The following is a 15,799-nucleotide window of genomic DNA, read 5'->3' on the forward strand; positions in this document are numbered from 1 at the left end:
TTCTCAAAATTGAGAGTTCTTTAAATAGATACTTTTCAAAAGAGATAGTTTTCAAAAGAGATAGTTATAAAGGTAACAGAAATATCGCAGTGTTAATTTGTTATTGCTTAGGGTTTAAACATAAGCCTCAGTAAAACTGAGGCTTATGATGAGAGCTTGGCTGGAAATTATTGTCGGTAGTTGTGCAGGAAACGTTCTAGTCGACCAATTGCCATTTCCAGAGTATCTACTCGCGGCAGGGTAACGATGCGGAAGTGATCGGGTTTTTTCCAGTTGAAACCGGTGCCGTGTACGACCAGGACTTTCTCCTGATGGAGGAAGTCGAGCGCCATTCGTTCGTCGTTAATAATATTGAATTTTTTCTGATCCAGTTTAGGGAACAGGTACAGCGCCCCCTTTGGTTTGACGCAGCTGATGCCAGGGATGGACGTGAGCATGTCATAAGCTTTATCACGCTGTTCAAGCAGGCGCCCGCCTGGCAGGATGAGCTCGTTAATACTTTGGTAGCCCCCCAGTGCCGTTTGGATAGCATGTTGCATCGGAACATTGGCACACAGGCGCATTGACGATAGCATTTCCAGTCCTTCAATATAGCCTTTGGCTAATTGTCTTGGCCCGGATAGGATCATCCAGCCGGAACGGAAACCGCAGACACGGTATGATTTTGACAGGCCGTTAAAAGTTACACAGAACACATCAGGTGCGAGGGCTGCAATCGAGGTGTGCTGGGCACCTTCATAAAGGATTTTGTCGTAGATTTCGTCGGCAAAAATGATCAGTTTGTTTTGACGTGCAATTTCCACTATATCCAGCAGGAAATCCCGGCTGTAGACTGCTCCTGTCGGATTGTTCGGGTTGATCAGGACGATACCACGGGTGTTAGGGGTGATTTTTTTGCGGATATCGTCAAGGTCCGGATACCAGTCAGCTTCTTCGTCACAGATATAGTGCACAGCCTTGCCGCCCGAGAGAGAGACGGCGGCGGTCCATAGAGGATAGTCTGGTGCTGGCACCAGCATTTCATCATTGTTGTTCAATAGTGCCTGCATCGACATCATGATCAGCTCAGAAACTCCATTACCGATGTAGACATCTTCGACATCCAAATCAAGCATGCCGCGTTTTTGGTAATGTTGCACAACGGCCTTACGAGCCGGATAAATACCTTTGGAGTCACAGTAACCTTGTGATGTTGGTAAGTTACGGATCACGTCCACCAGAATTTCATCCGGGGCGTCGAAACCGAATGGGGCAGGGTTGCCGATATTCAGTTTCAGAATCTTGTGGCCTTCCTCTTCCATGCGTTTGGCATGTTTAAGAACGGGACCTCGTATGTCGTAGCAAACGTTGTTTAACTTGGATGACATCCCGATGTTGTGCATTGCTAGGTTCCTGCGCAAAAAATGTGTCTTATGGCAACAAATTACACTATGAATCTGTACAAAATAAATACCTAACAGTAAAAAATCATGAAGAAGAGTATTTTATGTAATTAAATTCTAAATTGTTAAGCGCAATCTTCTGTAGATAACTTGCTGTATGGGGGGTTACTGTTAGTAGTGTGTTACGTATTATTTGATGAGAGATATATACCCTGTAGACAAGGTTGATTAAGGATTATGTTGAGATATGAAGATTAGTGTTGAGACATTACTTTATTAGTCAGAATGCATTTAGTGAGGTAGAATGGCGTATTCACTATGTGGCTAAATACACTAGCTGACATAAAGGTAGAACTATGTGCCAAGAGATATGGGCATATTAACAATCAGCCAGGGATGAGCCATTATGGTGCTTAGAGCTGAGTGAGGTTACCTTGACCGCGTTACAAACTGCAGTTGAGTCTTTGATTGAACACATTCAAAAAGCAACAAAAACAACTCAACGATTAACGGTGAAGCTGGAGTTACCGGCTAATACCGACCTGATTGACTGGATGGAGTCCCAACCTCTTTTCCCTAAATTTTATTGGCAGTCTCGAGATAGCCGTGAAGAGGTTGTGGCATTAGGCCAGATAAAAACATTTACCGATCCGATGGCGGCTGAAAAAGTGCTGTCGGACCAACAGCGAATTTGGGGAGGACGTTCATTTGATGGCCGTTCCAGCCGCAATCGTCGTTGCCTCTCTTCTTTTTTCTTTCTTCCGTTGCTGGAAGTTATCCGGTTGGATGGTAGCTGGCAGCTAGCCGTTAATTTGTCCGAAGACAGGGACAAGGTTTTGCATGCGCTGTCTCAGGTGACACCGGATGCAACGGAAGTAACAGAAATTAAAAGTAAAATCCTGGGGCGTTCTTATGCGCCGGATTTTTCGGGCTGGTCATCAATGATCGGCACTGCTCTTGAAGCGATTTCGCAGAAAGTATTTGAAAAAGTCGTTTTGGCGCGCCGGACAACCTTGAAGCTGGATACGCCTGTGGCTCCTGCTCAGCTGCTTAAAGCCAGTCGTGGTAGCAATATGAACAGCTTTCACTTCATGATGGCGATGGATGCCAAGCACTGCTTTGTCGGTTCAACGCCCGAGCGTCTTTTTTTGCGGCAGAATCGCGACCTTTATACTGAGGCATTAGCAGGTACTATTGGTCGGGGGCTGGATCCGTCGGAAGATAACCGTCTGGCCCAATGGCTGATGGATGATAACAAGAACCGCTATGAAAACCGTTTGGTTGTGGATGATATTGTCAGCCGGCTGGTTCCACGCTGTGAATTCATGAATGTTGCCCAGACACCGGAGCTGGTTCGACTGCGTAAGGTTCAGCATCTGAAGCGCAGTATTGATGCCCAGCTCAATGATCAAGTATACAGTGCCGATTTGCTCGATAGCCTGCAGCCGACAGCGGCTATTGCCGGTTTGCCGCGCGACAAGGCGTTGGATTTTATTTCTGAACATGAGCCATTTGCCCGCGGTTGGTACAGCGGGGCCGTTGGTTTTTTGAGTCGCCAGCGCAGTGAATTTTGTGTGGCGATCCGCAGTGCTTTGATCATGGGTGAAGAGCTGCACTTGTTTGCTGGTGCCGGTATCGTACCGGGTTCGACGGCGGACAGTGAGTGGAAGGAGCTGGATCGCAAGACATCAACATTGTGTAGCCTGCTGGGTTCTGAAGAGCCGGAGCTGGAGCGGAGAAGCGCATGACTCAGCCGGGAATGACGTCGGTGGCTGAGGTGAAAGAGCCAAGCCGCGCGGCATTGAATAAGCTATGGGCCGGGGTGATGCTTGAGGAGCTTGCCCGGCTCGGAGTAGAGCATGTTTGTATTGCTCCGGGGTCACGTTCGACGCCGTTGACTTTGGCGGCAGACGATAACGAAAAGTTGATCCTGCATACTCATTTTGATGAGCGCGGGCTTGGTTTTATGGCTCTGGGGCTAGCCAAAGCATCCCGTCAACCGGTTGCCGTGGTAGTGACGTCCGGCACTGCGGTTGCCAATCTTTTGCCTGCGGTTGCTGAAGCGGGCCTGACCGGAGAAAAGCTGGTGTTGCTGACATCAGATCGTCCGCCGGAGCTAATTCAGTGCGGGGCGAACCAGGCAATCCGTCAGCATGGTATATTTTCCGATCATGTCACTGAATTTCATGATATCCCGTCCCCGACAGAGGATATCTCTCCTAATTGGCTGTTAACTACCATTGACTCTGCCATGTACCAGCAATCATTGCGTGGTGGTGCGATTCACTTTAATTGTCATTATCCGGAGCCTCTTTATGGCGAGGATTATGATTTCTCCAGCTATTTGGCCACGTTAGATGCTTGGCTGGACGATGATCAGCCTTATTCCCGCTACCAGCAGGCCATTTCAGCACAAGTCGTGCTGGATCGTGCCGCCTGGCTGTCCTTCGCCAATTGTAAAGGTGTTGTGGTGGCAGGACGAATGGTTCCGGGAGAGCTGCCTGTTGTTCAAGCGCTTGCCGACAAGCTGGGATGGCCTTTGCTGGTTGACCCTCAGGCCGGCGGTAGTAGTGACTGGGCGGGGTTTGATGTCTGGATGCAAAACGGCCAGTGTCGAGAGTACCTTGAACAGGCGGAAGTTGTGCTGCAGTTTGGTGCCCGTCTGGTCTCGAAGCGTCTGTTGCAGTTTATTGGCGCGCACCATTGGCGGCAATACTGGCTGGTGGATCCGCTGGGTATCCGGTTGGATCCGACACACCGTCGTAGCCATAGAATTCAGGCTGATATTGGTAACTGGGCTGAGTTGGCTTGTGAGCTATTGAGTGAGTCGTTTTCATCGGCTTCAATTGGCTGGGCGGAAGGATTAAAGCGCGCGTCAGCGGCGTATTTTAAGCTGCTTGCTGCACAGAATGCGCAACTATCCGAAGTCAGTCTTGCGGCTAACTTACCACAATGGCTGCCTGAACAAACCGATCTGTATCTCGGCAATAGCCTTATTGTGCGCTTACTGGATATGTGTGGCCAGTTGCCACAGACCGCGACATTTGCCAATCGCGGTGCATCCGGGATTGATGGGTTGGTCGCCACAGCTGTTGGGGTACAGCTGGCTCGTCAGGCTCCTTTGCTCTGCCTGCTGGGTGATACTTCATTACTTTATGATCTTAATTCTCTGGCACTGCTGAAGAACTGCCAGCAACCTATGGTTGTGCTGGTAACCAATAACGATGGCGGTGCTATTTTTGATTTGCTGCCGGTTCCGGATTCGCAGAAAGAAGCCTTGTACCGAATGCCTCACGGTTTTGAGTTTAGTCACGCTGCAGCGATGTTTGGTCTTGATTACCATTGTCCCCGGACACTGGAAGAGGCTGAGCAAGCTTGCCGTCGAGGCCTGATGCAGCAAGGGGCAACTTTGATTGAAATTCAGACTCCGCCGGGACAGAGCGGTGAACTGATCAAATCGTTGTTTACTGAGGTGAGGAATGCCACTTTACTCTGAAACCTATGGTTGTCTACCAGCCGCAAATGACGGTCGTCCGGCACTGGTTTTTCTTCATGGTTTGCTTGGTTCAGGGCGAGACTGGCGTCATGTAGTCGACAGATTGTCGCCATCGCATTATTGCCTGACGATTGATTTGCCGGGACATGGCCAGAGTTGTTTATTGTCACCGGAGAGTTTTGAATCGGTTAACCAGCTGATTATCCAAACGTTGCAACACCGCCATGTCCGCTCCTATGTTTTGATCGGCTATTCAATGGGGGCCAGGCTGGCAATGTATCACGCCTGTAACCATGAACCAGAAAGCTCTGCTCAATTGGCTGGCTTAGTTTTGGAGGGCGGGCATTTCGGGCTGCCTGACAGTGATGAGCGGGCAGCGAGGTTGGAAAATGACGAGCGATGGGCTCGGCGATTTGCTGAACAGCCGTTGTTGCAAGTACTGGCTGATTGGTATCAACAACCTGTATTTTCGACACTAAATCATGACCAAAGACAAGGTTTGGTGAAGAAACGCAGTGATAACCTTGGAGCTGGTATAGCACGTATGTTACTGGCTACATCATTGGCCAAGCAGCCTGAGCTGAAGCAACAGGTTGCGCAGTTACCGTTTCCTGTTCTCTACCTGTGCGGAGAGAACGATAATAAATTCAGATGCCTGGCTGAAGATTCGGGATTGGATCTCCAAGTGATCCCGTCAGCGGGGCATAATATCCATGTCGAACAGCCTCATGAGTTCGGTATGGCTGTCACTCATTTTTTAGATAGATTGGAATAATTCATGGCTAGAACCGTAGGTCTGACTGAAGAAGAACTGTATGCACCGGTAGAATGGAAAGATTGTTCAGAAGGTTATCAGGACATTCTTTTTGAAAAATCAGCAGATGGTATTGCAAAGATCACCATTAACCGCCCAGAGGTACGTAATGCGTTCCGCCCGCAGACGGTGAAAGAGATGATTGATGCGTTGGCTAACGCCCGTTATGACGAAAATGTAGGTGTGATTGTCCTGACTGGTAAGGGCGAGCATGCTTTCTGTTCTGGTGGTGACCAGAAAATTCGTGGTGATTACGGCGGCTACCGTGATGATGAAGGTACTCATCACCTGAATGTGCTGGATTTCCAGCGTCAGATCCGTACTTGTCCAAAGCCGGTGATTGCATCGGTAGCTGGTTACGCCGTTGGTGGTGGTCACGTTCTGCACATGATGTGTGATTTGACGATTGCGGCAGATAACGCCCAGTTTGGTCAGACTGGCCCGAAAGTCGGTTCATTTGATGGTGGCTGGGGTGCTTCTTACATGGCGCGTATTGTTGGTCAGAAGAAAGCCCGTGAAATTTGGTTCCTGTGCCGTTTCTATGATGCTCAGGAAGCAGTGGAGATGGGCCTGGTAAACCATGTTGTACCTTATGCTGAACTAGAGCGTGAAACTGTACGTTGGTGTCGAGAAACACTTCAGCACAGCCCGATGGCACTACGCTGCCTGAAAGCGGCACTGAATGCCGACTGTGATGGTCAGGCTGGTCTTCAGGAGCTTGCTGGTAATGCGACAATGATGTTCTACATGACAGAAGAAGGCCAGGAAGGTCGTAACTCTTTTAATGAGAAGCGTCGTCCTGACTTTACTAAGTTCAAGCGTAACCCATAAGGCGTTTACTGATGATGCGTAGTGCAAAACTCTATCAGTATTCTCTGCCTATGGATTCCGGTGTGATCCTGCGCACTCAGCGCCTGGAAAGCCGCGAAGGCTGGGTGGTTGAACTGCGTGAAGGCGATGCTATCGGCTATAGCGAGATTGCGCCGTTGCCGGAATTTAGTAAAGAAACTGCCGAACAAGCCGGAGAGCAGGCTAAAGAGCTGCTTGAAAAATGGATACAGGGCGAAACGCTGGATCTATCGGCTGCTTTGCCGTCGGTTGCGTTTGGCTTAAGTATGGTTGAGCTCGAGCTTGCCGGAGGTCTGCCGCCGGAAGGTAACTATCAGGTTGCGCCGCTGTGTGCTGGTGATCCGGATGATCTGGTTGTCGCTCTGAGTAAGATGCCGGGCGAGAAAGTTGCCAAGATCAAGGTGGGCATGTACGAGGCCGTCCGTGATGGTATGGTCGCGAATATGTTTATCGAGGCTATTCCTGGCATTCGTCTGCGTCTTGATGCTAATCGTCAGTGGACACCACTGAAGGCGCAGCAGTTTGCTAAGTATGTTCAGCCTGAGCATCGTACGGGTATTGCTTTTCTGGAAGAGCCTTGTATGAATCCAGCCGATAGCTTGGTGTTTGCACAGGAAACCGGGATCAGTATTGCTTGGGATGAAACCGTTCGTGATGAGGGCTTTGAAGTAAAAGCTGAGTCGGGTGTGGCGGCGATCATTATCAAGCCAACGATGGTGGGTTCGATCCAGCGGTGTATCGAGCTCGTTAAACAGGCACATGAAGCGGGATTGATGGCTGTGATCAGTTCAAGTATGGAATCCAGCCTTGGCCTGAATCAGCTGGCTCGTTTGGCTGAGTGGCAGACTCCGGGTGTTATCCCAGGTCTGGATACCATGCAGCTGTTTAAAGCTCAGCTAGAAACACCGTGGCCAGAGTGCAGGCTGCCGGTGACCCCGTTGTCAGAGCTTGAGGTGGTATGGCAGAAGTAACGCCTTACTTTGCCACATGGCCCTGGCAACATTGGGCAACAAAGCGGCCGTCATCGGCCGCTTTGCGTTTTGGTGAGCAGATATTTAGCTGGGCAGAGATTTCTGCTCGGGTGGATGAGTATGCGCAAGGTCTGGTTGAACAAGGTGTGAAGCGAGATCAGCTGATTGGTGTTGTTGCTCCGAACTCGCTTCAGGTGCTGTGGCTGATCCTTGCGACAATCCGGGTTGGTGCCCGTTATGTCGGTCTTAATCCGAGATGCAGCCAGCCAGAGTTGGATAAGCAATTGCAGCAGCTACAATGTGATTACCTTTGGTTCCCGGCCAAGATACCGCATTCACTTGATGCCTACCCTCGACTTCAGTTGTTACCGCCATCGCAGCCCCGTCTGGTACCCGTTACCTGGCAGCCGACTCGTGCGGCGACATTGACGCTGACATCGGGTTCGACGGGAATGCCTAAAGCGGTGGTGCATTCGGCGCAAACCCAGTTGGCGAGTGCTGCTGGGCTGCTGGAACGGATGGATTTCGGTGAGCAGGATCGCTGGCTGTTGTCACTGCCATTGTTTCATATTTCCGGGCTGGCGATTGTCTGGCGTTGGTTATATCGGGGAGCCCAGTTAGTTGTGGCTGAACCCGGCCAGTTTGAGAAGGCACTGGCAGGCGTAACCCATGCCTCATTGGTGCCGACTCAGCTTCAGCGTCTGCTGGCTAGCCAGACTGAAGAAAAGCAGTCACTGATGTTGAAAGAGGTATTGCTTGGTGGCGCGCTGATCCCAGTTAGTTTGACCCGACAGGCTGAGGAAGCTGGAATTCATTGCTGGTGTGGCTATGGGATGACAGAGATGGGATCAACCGTTACAGCTAAACGCGCTGATGCCAGTGCCGGCGTTGGTAGTATCCTACCCAATCGCGAGCTGACTTTACGGGATGGTGAAATCCTGGTGCGGGGAAAAACCTTGTGTATCGGTTATTACCGGAATAAGACGATTTTCCCGGTTGGTGAAGATGAGTGGTTTGCCACCAAAGATCTGGGTAGCTGGCAGGGTGAAGAGCTGTATATTCAAGGACGTGCCGATAACATGTTTATCTCCGGTGGTGAAAACATTCAGCCTGAGATGATTGAAAAAGCACTGTTGGGTCATTCAGCGGTTAAACAGGCGTTTGTCCTGCCTGTAGAGGATAGTGAATTTGGTCAGCGTCCAGTTGCTATTGTTGATACGAATCAAGTACTTGATATTAGACTACGAGAATCGCTTCAGGCTTATATGACAGAGCAGGTTAACGGTTTGTGCCGACCTGTTGATTACTTAGTTTTGCCTGACTCATTGGGTAATACAGGGATCAAAGTATCTCGCAGGGAATTAGCAACGTGGTTGCAATCAGGAATGAGCTCTTAGCTTTTCAGTTTGGTATTCGTTTCGTTCTTAAAAAGAAAAGCGAGAGCAACGGCTCTCGCTTTTTATGTTCATCATTTTTTATTAGATAGCGGGAAATTGCAGCTCACAATTTCTTACCTATTATCTCCGCGCAGTGCGCAGACTTCTTCCCGAAGTAAGGTGCTGCTGGTGTTTTTCGCATTTACTGGGCTGCCAACAACAATGTTGACCCTAGACCAGAAGCGTTTCGGACATTTTAGTAAGGCCCGGCCACCTTCTCGGCTAAAGTAGCTTCCCCATAACCCCTGAAGTGCGATTGGGATGACTGGCACTGGACTGCGTTTGATGATCAGGTCGATACCGCGCATGAAGGGGCCGATTTCACCATCATAGGTCAGTTGGCCTTCGGGGAAGACACAGACGATATCTCCCTGCTCAAGGTAGCCGTTGACCTTGACGAAAGCCTTTAAGATTGATTTGCGATCGGTTGCGTCAATCGGGATCACTTTGCAAGCTTTGCAGAAATTTTTGATAAAAGGAATGTTGTAGATATCCCTGTCCATCAGGAAGCGGATTGGTCGCGGACAAGCGCCCGCCAGCAGTAGGGCATCCATGTAGCTGACATGGTTACAGACGATTAACGCGCCGCCTTCTGCCGGGATATTGGAGATATCTTTGTGTTTAACCCGGTACATGGTATGGCTGACGAGCCATACCATAAAGCGCCAGAAAAAGTCTGGTACTTGGGTATAGATATAGATCACTACACACAGGTTCAGCAGTGAAAGGAACATGAATAACTGAGGAATTGTTCCACCGACAACCGACAAAAAGATTATTGCGGTAACAGCACTGAATACCATAAAGAAGGCATTCCAGATATTATTGGCAGCAATGATCTGCGCCCGTTCTTCTTCCCTAGCTCGGCTTTGCATTACGGCATAGAGGGGAATAATGAAGATCCCGCCGGAGACACCAAGCATCGTCAATGAGACGAAAACACGGAATAGTTCAGGGCGGGTAATGAACTCGATAATCGATAAGGTGGTCGGTACGATATCCGGGGTGGCAAACATCAGGTCGGCACCGAATACGGTGATCCCCAGACTGCCCAGCGGCACTATACCCGGTTCAATGCGGTGGCCGGACAGGCGGTCACATAACAGGGAACCGATAGCGATACCAATTGAGAACAGGGTTAGCAGGAAGGAAACCGATGCGGCATCGCCGCCCAAGTGCAATTTGGCAAAGTTCGGGAATTGGGTCAGGTAACAAGCTCCAAGGAACCAGAACCAGCTGATCCCCAGAACACACTGAAAAATGGTTTTATCACGGCGTGCAATTGACAGGGTATGGCGCGTTTGGCGGTAGGGGTGCCAACTGAATATTCTGTCAGGATCACTCGGTTTAGCTTCTGGGATCCAGCGTGAACTTAAGTAACCGATAATAGCAAAGCTGACAACACTGATTGCAGCAATCATAGGCGCATTCGGTTGGTTGGCTATGAAACCGGCAAGCAGGGTGCCGATCAAAATGGCCAGAAACGTGCCGGTTCCAACCAGGGCGTTACCAGAGACTAGCTCTGATTTTTTCAGGTGCTGTGGGAGCAGGGCATACTTGGCTGGGCCAAAAAATGCAGACTGGGTGCCCATCAGAAACAGTAGCACCAGTAGAGCCATATAGCTTTCCGTGACAAAGGCAACGGCAGCTAAAGACATAATGATTATCTCGGCGATTTTGACGATACGCATGATCAGTGCCTTGTCGTATTTGTCGGCAAGGACGCCGGCTGAAGCTGAAAACAGGAAAAACGGCAGGATGAACAGGCCAGCGGCCAGGTTGATGACCAGATCTGAACTGACAGGAAGGCTGCTTGGAGCGGCAAAGGCAATAAGAATGAGTAAGACATTCTTATAGACATTGTCATTAAAAGCCCCAAACGCCTGGGTAAGAAAATAAGGTAAAAAACGTCGTTTTGTTAGCAGGCGTGACTGGGGCTGTTCGCTCATTCTACTCTCCGCTTAAGCTTGCCAAGCGTTGAGGTAGGTATCAATAAGGTTGTCAATCAGTGCCTTGCCATCCACAGGAGTGGAAGTAAATAGCTTGTCATCTACGGTCAGTAGGGTGATCCCGTGAACACCAGCCCACAATACTCGGCTTGCTTCCAGGATATCGGCTTCGCTTTTTTCTGGAGTGATCTGGCTGATCAGTGATTCAAGCATTCCTGTCATATTGTTGATACGTTCAGATTGCCATTCAGGAAGTTCTTCACCTTGCATCGTATGTTGGAAAATCAGCTGCCAGCGGTATGGGTGTTTGGTTGCAAACCCTAGGTAGCAATATGCAAGTTTGCGCAGCGCATCTTCCGGTGAAGAGATATCTTTCATTTGCTCTTCAGCTTCGGCGAACAGTTCGTCAAGCGTTTGGGCGACAGCGTGAAGTAGCAGCAGGTTGTAGTTACCAAATACGTTAACAAGAGTGCTTGGTACATAGCCGATCATACCGGCAACTTTACGCAAGCTAAGCTCATGGTGAGGGTGTTCATCGAGAAAGTTTTTGACCTGCTCCAGTGTCATAGTTACCAACTCTTCACGAGTATGGTCATTTCGTCTTGCCATTGAATTTTACTCTCAATCGAAGAAAATTTTACTTTGCTAATTGTAATATGGATATATGCCGCGTGGTGGCTGCAAAGTAATTATGTAAACCGACAGTCTGTACTGAACGGAATATTATAGAACGTTGTTCGATATTTTAGTTGCTATCTGTCTACATGGTCAAGTAGAAAGAACGTCACTTGACTGTTAGCCAAGGTACTTGTGACTAAAATCAAACGCTATGAATGTATTTCTAGCAATATATCGACCTGTTCAATGCAAAGTAGTGTTATTTAGTGATGAAACAGAAGATTGTGCTCCTAGCTTTTTCCCTCCGCGTTACGTATCGAAACTTGATCATTCAACGTCCAGAAATCGACCAAAATACCGATGAGGAAAAAACCAAATGTGCAGAGGTAAAGGATCCCGGTAAGCCATTTACCCATGTACATACGGTGTACACCGAAAATGCCGAGGAACGTTAAGAGCAGCCAGGCAACAGTATAGTCGACGTCGCCGCTTTGGAAGCGAAGATCGGCTTCGCGATCCATTGAGGGGATAAGAAATAAGTCAATCAGCCATCCGATACCGCAAAGACCTAAGGTTAAAAACCAGATGGTGCCGGTAACAGGTTTACCATAGTAGAAACGGTGTGCCCCTGTGAAACCGAAAATCCAGAGAAGGTAGCCAATAAACTTGCTATGGGTGTCTTGCATTCGGAATACGTCCTGTTGTTATAAGTTGAATCCTTGATACATATATTATCAATTTGTGCAGCAATACCAATCAGATAATTATTATTTTGATAATTTCTAACAATTGAAGGGGATCAGATTAGTTCTTATTTGCCGCAGTCATGGATGACTAATAAATATTAGTAACAATTTGCTCATGTTGTTTTGTTGACATTCAGTAGTAGCCCGCTAGGATGCAAAGGCATAAATTTGGCAAAGGTATTCATATCAATGAAACGCTTCTTCACAATATTTGCTTTGATTTTGACGGTGTCATTTATGGCAACGCCACATGCAGAAGCAAAGAAATTTGGTGGTGGTAAGTCATTCGGCAAAAGTTTTAAAACTGCGCCGGTAAAACAGCAGAAACCACAACAGACAGATACACTGAAACAGCAGAATCCGACAGCTAACCAGGCCGGAAAATCGAGCAAGAAAGGGCTAATGGGCGGCTTATTGGGAGGCTTGCTGGCTGGTGGTTTGCTGGCTGCTTTCTTTGGCGGTGCTTTTGAAGGTATTCAGTTTATGGATATCTTGATCTTTGGTTTGATTGCGTTTGTCATCTTCAAGCTGTTTAAGACCATGCGAGGTGCGAAAACTACGCCGATGGGGCACCGTGAAGCCTATGCAGGTAACTCACAGCATAAGCAATCCCATCAGCAGTTCCGTCAGGCTGCAGCTCCAGAGATGAATACGGCGTCAGCATCGGAGGATTTTGCTTCAACAGATAGCGATGTACCTTTTAACCTGACTCCGGGCTTTAACATGAATGCGTTTCTTAATGGTGCCCGTGAGCATTACCGCATTTTGCAAGGAGCCTGGAATCACAATGAGCTGGAGACTATCCGTGAGTATGTCAGCCCGGCGCTACTTGAAGACCTGATGGCTGAGCGAGCGAAACTAGAAGGTGAACAGCATACCGAAGTAATGTATGTGGATGCCGAGCTGGTTCGTGCTGACTATGATGCCAATATCGCGCAGTTGAGTGTTCAGTTCACCGGTCGTTATAAAGACCGACATGAAGGTGTTGAAGAAGAGATCACCGACATCTGGCATCTGGAGCGCGACTTGCGTTCCTCGAATGCGCCTTGGTTGATTGTTGGTATTCAAGCTTAATTATTGAACAATAAGTGGAAATATAGAAAGCCGCTCGATTGAGCGGCTTTTTTATTAATGTGTATTTTTTTGAAGCACGTCGCTTTTTCCGCAAGGAGATTGCTATGAGACATGATCTCATCACCTACTTTTCTCCAGCTGAGCCGCTAGTATTAAGTCAGACCAAAGAAATAAAGAGGTGACTATGCCATATACAGCGGATCTGGTTGAAGAGATGAATTTGCTGGTGAAATTCCCAATGCACAGCAATATGGAAGGGATTAAGGTGCATAGCGATGCGGGACCACAGATGGTGGCTGCTGCAAAACGTTTGTATGCTAAAGGCCTGGTGACCAATGAAGACGGTGGTTACTTGACTTATTCGGGACATCAGGCGGTAGAACACGCCAAATCGGTATTACGCATTCTTACCGGAAAAGTCACGGAGTAATACGGAATAAAATAATACTCAAATACCAATTTAAGAAAGCATGGCCTTAGGTCATGCTTTCTAGTTCAGCAATATTGTTTATTGCCTGTTGTGAGGTTTTTCCGCAAAGATCCGGACAGGCCTTGAAGTGGTGACAAACGGCCGGGCGCTCAGGTTTGCCGAATAGCTTGCACAGGTTGTCGTCATTGAGCTGGATACAACGGACACCGGCAGGTTTGCCATCAGGCATTCCAGGGATTGCAGAGGTAATACTCGGGGCAATACAGCAGGCTCCACAACCCAATCGACATTCCATAACTCACCTATACTTATTCAGACACTCAAACGGGTGCGAAACTTACCATTCAAACGTTATCGAATCAAAATTAATTGGCTGCCAGCTGTCTAAATAATAATGACTATTATTACGGTGTGTTTCTGCTCCCAATCAGGCTTAAGTGCTTGCACTTTACCGTTTAGAGGGCTATAAACCGCTTTCTTACAGAGGGTAAGATGTGTCACAGAAAAGGCTGGGTAGTATGGTACATTTTTGGCAAGAGAAAGACTTAAAGGCAATGACAGATCAGGAGTGGGAATCACTCTGTGATGGCTGTGGTAAGTGCTGCCTGCATAAATTGATCGATGATGATACCGACGAAATTTACTACACCAATGTCGCTTGCAGTTTGCTGGATGACAAAACCTGTTCGTGCAAAGATTACCTGAATCGCTTTGAGTCTGGTGAAGAGTGTCTGAAGCTTACTCGTGATCGAATTGATGAGTTTGTCTGGCTACCTGAAACTTGTGCTTACCGTATGCTGGCAGAAGGGAAGGACTTGCCGGAATGGCACCCGCTGCTAGCTGGCTCTAAAGAAGCAATGCATGCTGCTGATGAATCGGTACGCGATAAAGTGGTTTATGAAATTGATGTTATCGATTGGGAAGACCATATATTAAACCATCCGAATCGTTGATAATGCCAGGTGCAATTCGTACCAGCTGAAAATAAACATATAGGAAACCCCAGTCAGAGGCTGGGGTTTTTTGCGTATAGGGGCGAATTAAGCTGCTTGGCTTTGTTGTGCGTTTTGCAGAACTTCAATGATTGGCGCGGCTTTATTTAGGCGACGGATATCGGTAAACAGTTCTTTGGCTTCAGGGTATTCGTGGCGCAGGTAGGCGAACCATTGCTTTACCCTATTTGGGTAATACAGGCCCTTGTCTCCTTTGATTTCGAACTGAGAATAGCGTAGCAGTAACTGAAGCACGCTACTCCAGCTCATGTGAGGATCATTGTGTTTAACGACATTACCAAGGTTTGGTAAATTCAGGGCTCCACGACATACCATCAGCGAATCTACCTGAGTTGCTTTCAGGCAATCCTGACCATTTTGGTAGTTCCACACTTCACCGTTAGCGATGATTGGAATGGCGGTTTTCTCCTTGATTTCACGGATGTAGTCCCATTTGATGGTTTCGGCTTTATAGCCGTCTACTTTTGTTCGGGCATGGATCGTAATTTCATCACCGCCAGCCTGGGCGACAGCATCGGTGATCTCAAGTCCGTGAGACGGGTCATCCCAGCCAAGGCGGATTTTGGCCGTGACTGGCTTTCTTGGATCTGAGGCTTCGCGAACGGCTTTGACAATGCGGTAAATTAGCTCAGGTTCTTGAAGTAGAACGGCACCCCCTCGGCTTTTGTTCACAGCCTTTGCCGGGCAGCCAAAGTTGATATCGATACCGGATGAGCCGAGCTGGATTGCCCGGCGGGCATTTTCTGCCAGCCAGTGCGGATCCTGTCCCAAAAGCTGGATGCGAACCGGAGTACCAGATGTGGTTTTACCGCCGTTTTTCAGCTCAGGGCACAGGCGGTAGAAGACGCTATTAGGCAATAGCTGATCAATCACGCGCACAAATTCAGTCACGCAAAGGTCATAATCGTTAATTTCGGTCAGCATTTCTCGCATCAGATGATCGAGGACACCTTCCATCGGGCCTAAAATTACTCTCATAGCCTTTCTCGAACTGTACCGTTATCTTGTTTAAGGTGCGAGA

Annotated in this window: 15 protein-coding genes; 9 read left to right on the plus strand and 6 right to left on the minus strand. The window is 48.4% G+C overall.

The annotated features are described in order from the left end of the window. Positions 1 to 167 precede the first annotated feature (167 nt). Positions 168 to 1,382 carry a pyridoxal phosphate-dependent aminotransferase gene (locus tag Q0852_RS02690; RefSeq protein ID WP_299013517.1) on the minus strand — a complete coding sequence of 405 codons (1,215 nt, stop codon included), beginning with the start codon at positions 1,380 to 1,382 and terminating at the stop codon, positions 168 to 170. Positions 1,383 to 1,816: 434 nt separating this feature from the next. Here Q0852_RS02690 and Q0852_RS02695 point away from each other — a divergent pair, with 434 nt between their 5' ends. From Q0852_RS02695 to menE, 6 genes are read left to right on the plus strand one after another with little or no spacing between them, the layout of a single operon-like run. Continuing rightward, positions 1,817 to 3,130: an isochorismate synthase MenF gene (locus tag Q0852_RS02695; protein WP_299013520.1), complete on the plus strand. Its 1,314-nt coding sequence runs from the start codon at positions 1,817 to 1,819 to the stop codon at positions 3,128 to 3,130. Continuing rightward, a complete protein-coding gene (gene menD, locus Q0852_RS02700) occupies positions 3,127 to 4,878 on the plus strand; it encodes a 2-succinyl-5-enolpyruvyl-6-hydroxy-3-cyclohexene-1-carboxylic-acid synthase (RefSeq protein ID WP_299013522.1) in 1,752 nt (583 codons plus the stop codon). The genes Q0852_RS02695 and menD overlap by 4 nt, the downstream gene beginning before the upstream one ends. Continuing rightward, positions 4,862 to 5,653: a 2-succinyl-6-hydroxy-2,4-cyclohexadiene-1-carboxylate synthase gene (gene menH, locus Q0852_RS02705; protein ID WP_299013524.1), complete on the plus strand. Its 792-nt coding sequence runs from the start codon at positions 4,862 to 4,864 to the stop codon at positions 5,651 to 5,653. The genes menD and menH overlap by 17 nt, the downstream gene beginning before the upstream one ends. Positions 5,654 to 5,656: 3 nt before the next feature. Beyond that, positions 5,657 to 6,523 (plus strand): 1,4-dihydroxy-2-naphthoyl-CoA synthase, encoded by an 867-nt coding sequence (gene menB, locus Q0852_RS02710; RefSeq protein WP_299013526.1) that lies wholly within the window; start codon positions 5,657 to 5,659, stop codon positions 6,521 to 6,523. Positions 6,524 to 6,537: 14 nt separating this feature from the next. After that, positions 6,538 to 7,512: an o-succinylbenzoate synthase gene (gene menC / locus Q0852_RS02715; RefSeq protein ID WP_299014284.1), complete on the plus strand. Its 975-nt coding sequence runs from the start codon at positions 6,538 to 6,540 to the stop codon at positions 7,510 to 7,512. Then, on the plus strand, positions 7,500 to 8,909 hold the full coding sequence (gene menE, locus Q0852_RS02720) for an o-succinylbenzoate--CoA ligase (protein WP_299013528.1): 1,410 nt from the start codon (positions 7,500 to 7,502) through the stop codon (positions 8,907 to 8,909). Before menC ends, menE begins: the two co-directional genes overlap by 13 nt. A 113-nt stretch (positions 8,910 to 9,022) precedes the next feature. Here the strand turns inward: menE and Q0852_RS02725 are convergent, their stop codons facing one another. From Q0852_RS02725 to Q0852_RS02735, 3 genes are all read right to left on the minus strand, one after another. Next, positions 9,023 to 10,897 carry an MFS transporter gene (locus Q0852_RS02725; protein ID WP_299013530.1) on the minus strand — a complete coding sequence of 625 codons (1,875 nt, stop codon included), beginning with the start codon at positions 10,895 to 10,897 and terminating at the stop codon, positions 9,023 to 9,025. Positions 10,898 to 10,909: 12 nt separating this feature from the next. Then, positions 10,910 to 11,506, minus strand: coding sequence for a TetR/AcrR family transcriptional regulator (locus Q0852_RS02730; protein WP_299013532.1), 597 nt, complete (start codon positions 11,504 to 11,506; stop codon positions 10,910 to 10,912). A 299-nt stretch (positions 11,507 to 11,805) separates the two neighbouring features. Continuing rightward, on the minus strand, positions 11,806 to 12,201 hold the full coding sequence (locus Q0852_RS02735; RefSeq protein ID WP_299013533.1) for a TM2 domain-containing protein: 396 nt from the start codon (positions 12,199 to 12,201) through the stop codon (positions 11,806 to 11,808). A 249-nt stretch (positions 12,202 to 12,450) separates the two neighbouring features. Between Q0852_RS02735 and Q0852_RS02740 the strand changes: the two genes are divergently transcribed. Further along, the gene (locus Q0852_RS02740; protein WP_299013535.1) at positions 12,451 to 13,335 is read left to right on the plus strand and encodes a TIM44-like domain-containing protein; all 885 of its coding nucleotides are present in this window, start codon (positions 12,451 to 12,453) and stop codon (positions 13,333 to 13,335) included. A 184-nt stretch (positions 13,336 to 13,519) separates the two neighbouring features. Next, positions 13,520 to 13,765, plus strand: coding sequence for a TIGR02647 family protein (locus Q0852_RS02745; protein WP_299013537.1), 246 nt, complete (start codon positions 13,520 to 13,522; stop codon positions 13,763 to 13,765). 46 nt (positions 13,766 to 13,811) lie between these two features. On the opposite strand, the gene Q0852_RS02750 is transcribed toward Q0852_RS02745, so the two are convergent. After that, positions 13,812 to 14,060, minus strand: coding sequence for a YkgJ family cysteine cluster protein (locus tag Q0852_RS02750; RefSeq protein WP_299013539.1), 249 nt, complete (start codon positions 14,058 to 14,060; stop codon positions 13,812 to 13,814). Between the two features lie 223 nt (positions 14,061 to 14,283). On the opposite strand from Q0852_RS02750, the gene Q0852_RS02755 reads away from it, so the two are divergent. Then, on the plus strand, positions 14,284 to 14,718 hold the full coding sequence (locus Q0852_RS02755; RefSeq protein WP_299014287.1) for a YcgN family cysteine cluster protein: 435 nt from the start codon (positions 14,284 to 14,286) through the stop codon (positions 14,716 to 14,718). 87 nt (positions 14,719 to 14,805) lie between these two features. Here Q0852_RS02755 and dusC read toward each other — a convergent pair whose 3' ends face one another. Beyond that, positions 14,806 to 15,756, minus strand: a complete 951-nt coding sequence (gene dusC / locus Q0852_RS02760) for a tRNA dihydrouridine(16) synthase DusC (RefSeq protein ID WP_299013541.1) — start codon at positions 15,754 to 15,756, stop codon at positions 14,806 to 14,808. Between the last annotated feature and the right edge of the window lie 43 nt (positions 15,757 to 15,799).

This window comes from uncultured Photobacterium sp. (genome assembly GCF_947502415.1).
Lineage (GTDB): Bacteria > Pseudomonadota > Gammaproteobacteria > Enterobacterales > Vibrionaceae > Photobacterium.

What these genes read in the sequence shown, in the direction of transcription:
- Q0852_RS02690 (WP_299013517.1), bottom strand. Translation starts at nt 1,382, where the DNA reads ATGCACAACATCGGGATGTCATCCAAGTTAAACAACGTTTGCTACGAC.
- menD (WP_299013522.1), top strand. Translation starts at nt 3,127, where the DNA reads ATGACTCAGCCGGGAATGACGTCGGTGGCTGAGGTGAAAGAGCCAAGC.
- menH (WP_299013524.1), top strand. Translation starts at nt 4,862, where the DNA reads ATGCCACTTTACTCTGAAACCTATGGTTGTCTACCAGCCGCAAATGAC.
- menB (WP_299013526.1), top strand. Translation starts at nt 5,657, where the DNA reads ATGGCTAGAACCGTAGGTCTGACTGAAGAAGAACTGTATGCACCGGTA.
- menC (WP_299014284.1), top strand. Translation starts at nt 6,538, where the DNA reads ATGCGTAGTGCAAAACTCTATCAGTATTCTCTGCCTATGGATTCCGGT.
- menE (WP_299013528.1), top strand. Translation starts at nt 7,500, where the DNA reads ATGGCAGAAGTAACGCCTTACTTTGCCACATGGCCCTGGCAACATTGG.
- Q0852_RS02725 (WP_299013530.1), bottom strand. Translation starts at nt 10,897, where the DNA reads ATGAGCGAACAGCCCCAGTCACGCCTGCTAACAAAACGACGTTTTTTA.
- Q0852_RS02730 (WP_299013532.1), bottom strand. Translation starts at nt 11,506, where the DNA reads ATGGCAAGACGAAATGACCATACTCGTGAAGAGTTGGTAACTATGACA.
- Q0852_RS02735 (WP_299013533.1), bottom strand. Translation starts at nt 12,201, where the DNA reads ATGCAAGACACCCATAGCAAGTTTATTGGCTACCTTCTCTGGATTTTC.
- Q0852_RS02740 (WP_299013535.1), top strand. Translation starts at nt 12,451, where the DNA reads ATGAAACGCTTCTTCACAATATTTGCTTTGATTTTGACGGTGTCATTT.
- Q0852_RS02745 (WP_299013537.1), top strand. Translation starts at nt 13,520, where the DNA reads ATGCCATATACAGCGGATCTGGTTGAAGAGATGAATTTGCTGGTGAAA.
- Q0852_RS02750 (WP_299013539.1), bottom strand. Translation starts at nt 14,060, where the DNA reads ATGGAATGTCGATTGGGTTGTGGAGCCTGCTGTATTGCCCCGAGTATT.
- Q0852_RS02755 (WP_299014287.1), top strand. Translation starts at nt 14,284, where the DNA reads ATGGTACATTTTTGGCAAGAGAAAGACTTAAAGGCAATGACAGATCAG.
- dusC (WP_299013541.1), bottom strand. Translation starts at nt 15,756, where the DNA reads ATGAGAGTAATTTTAGGCCCGATGGAAGGTGTCCTCGATCATCTGATG.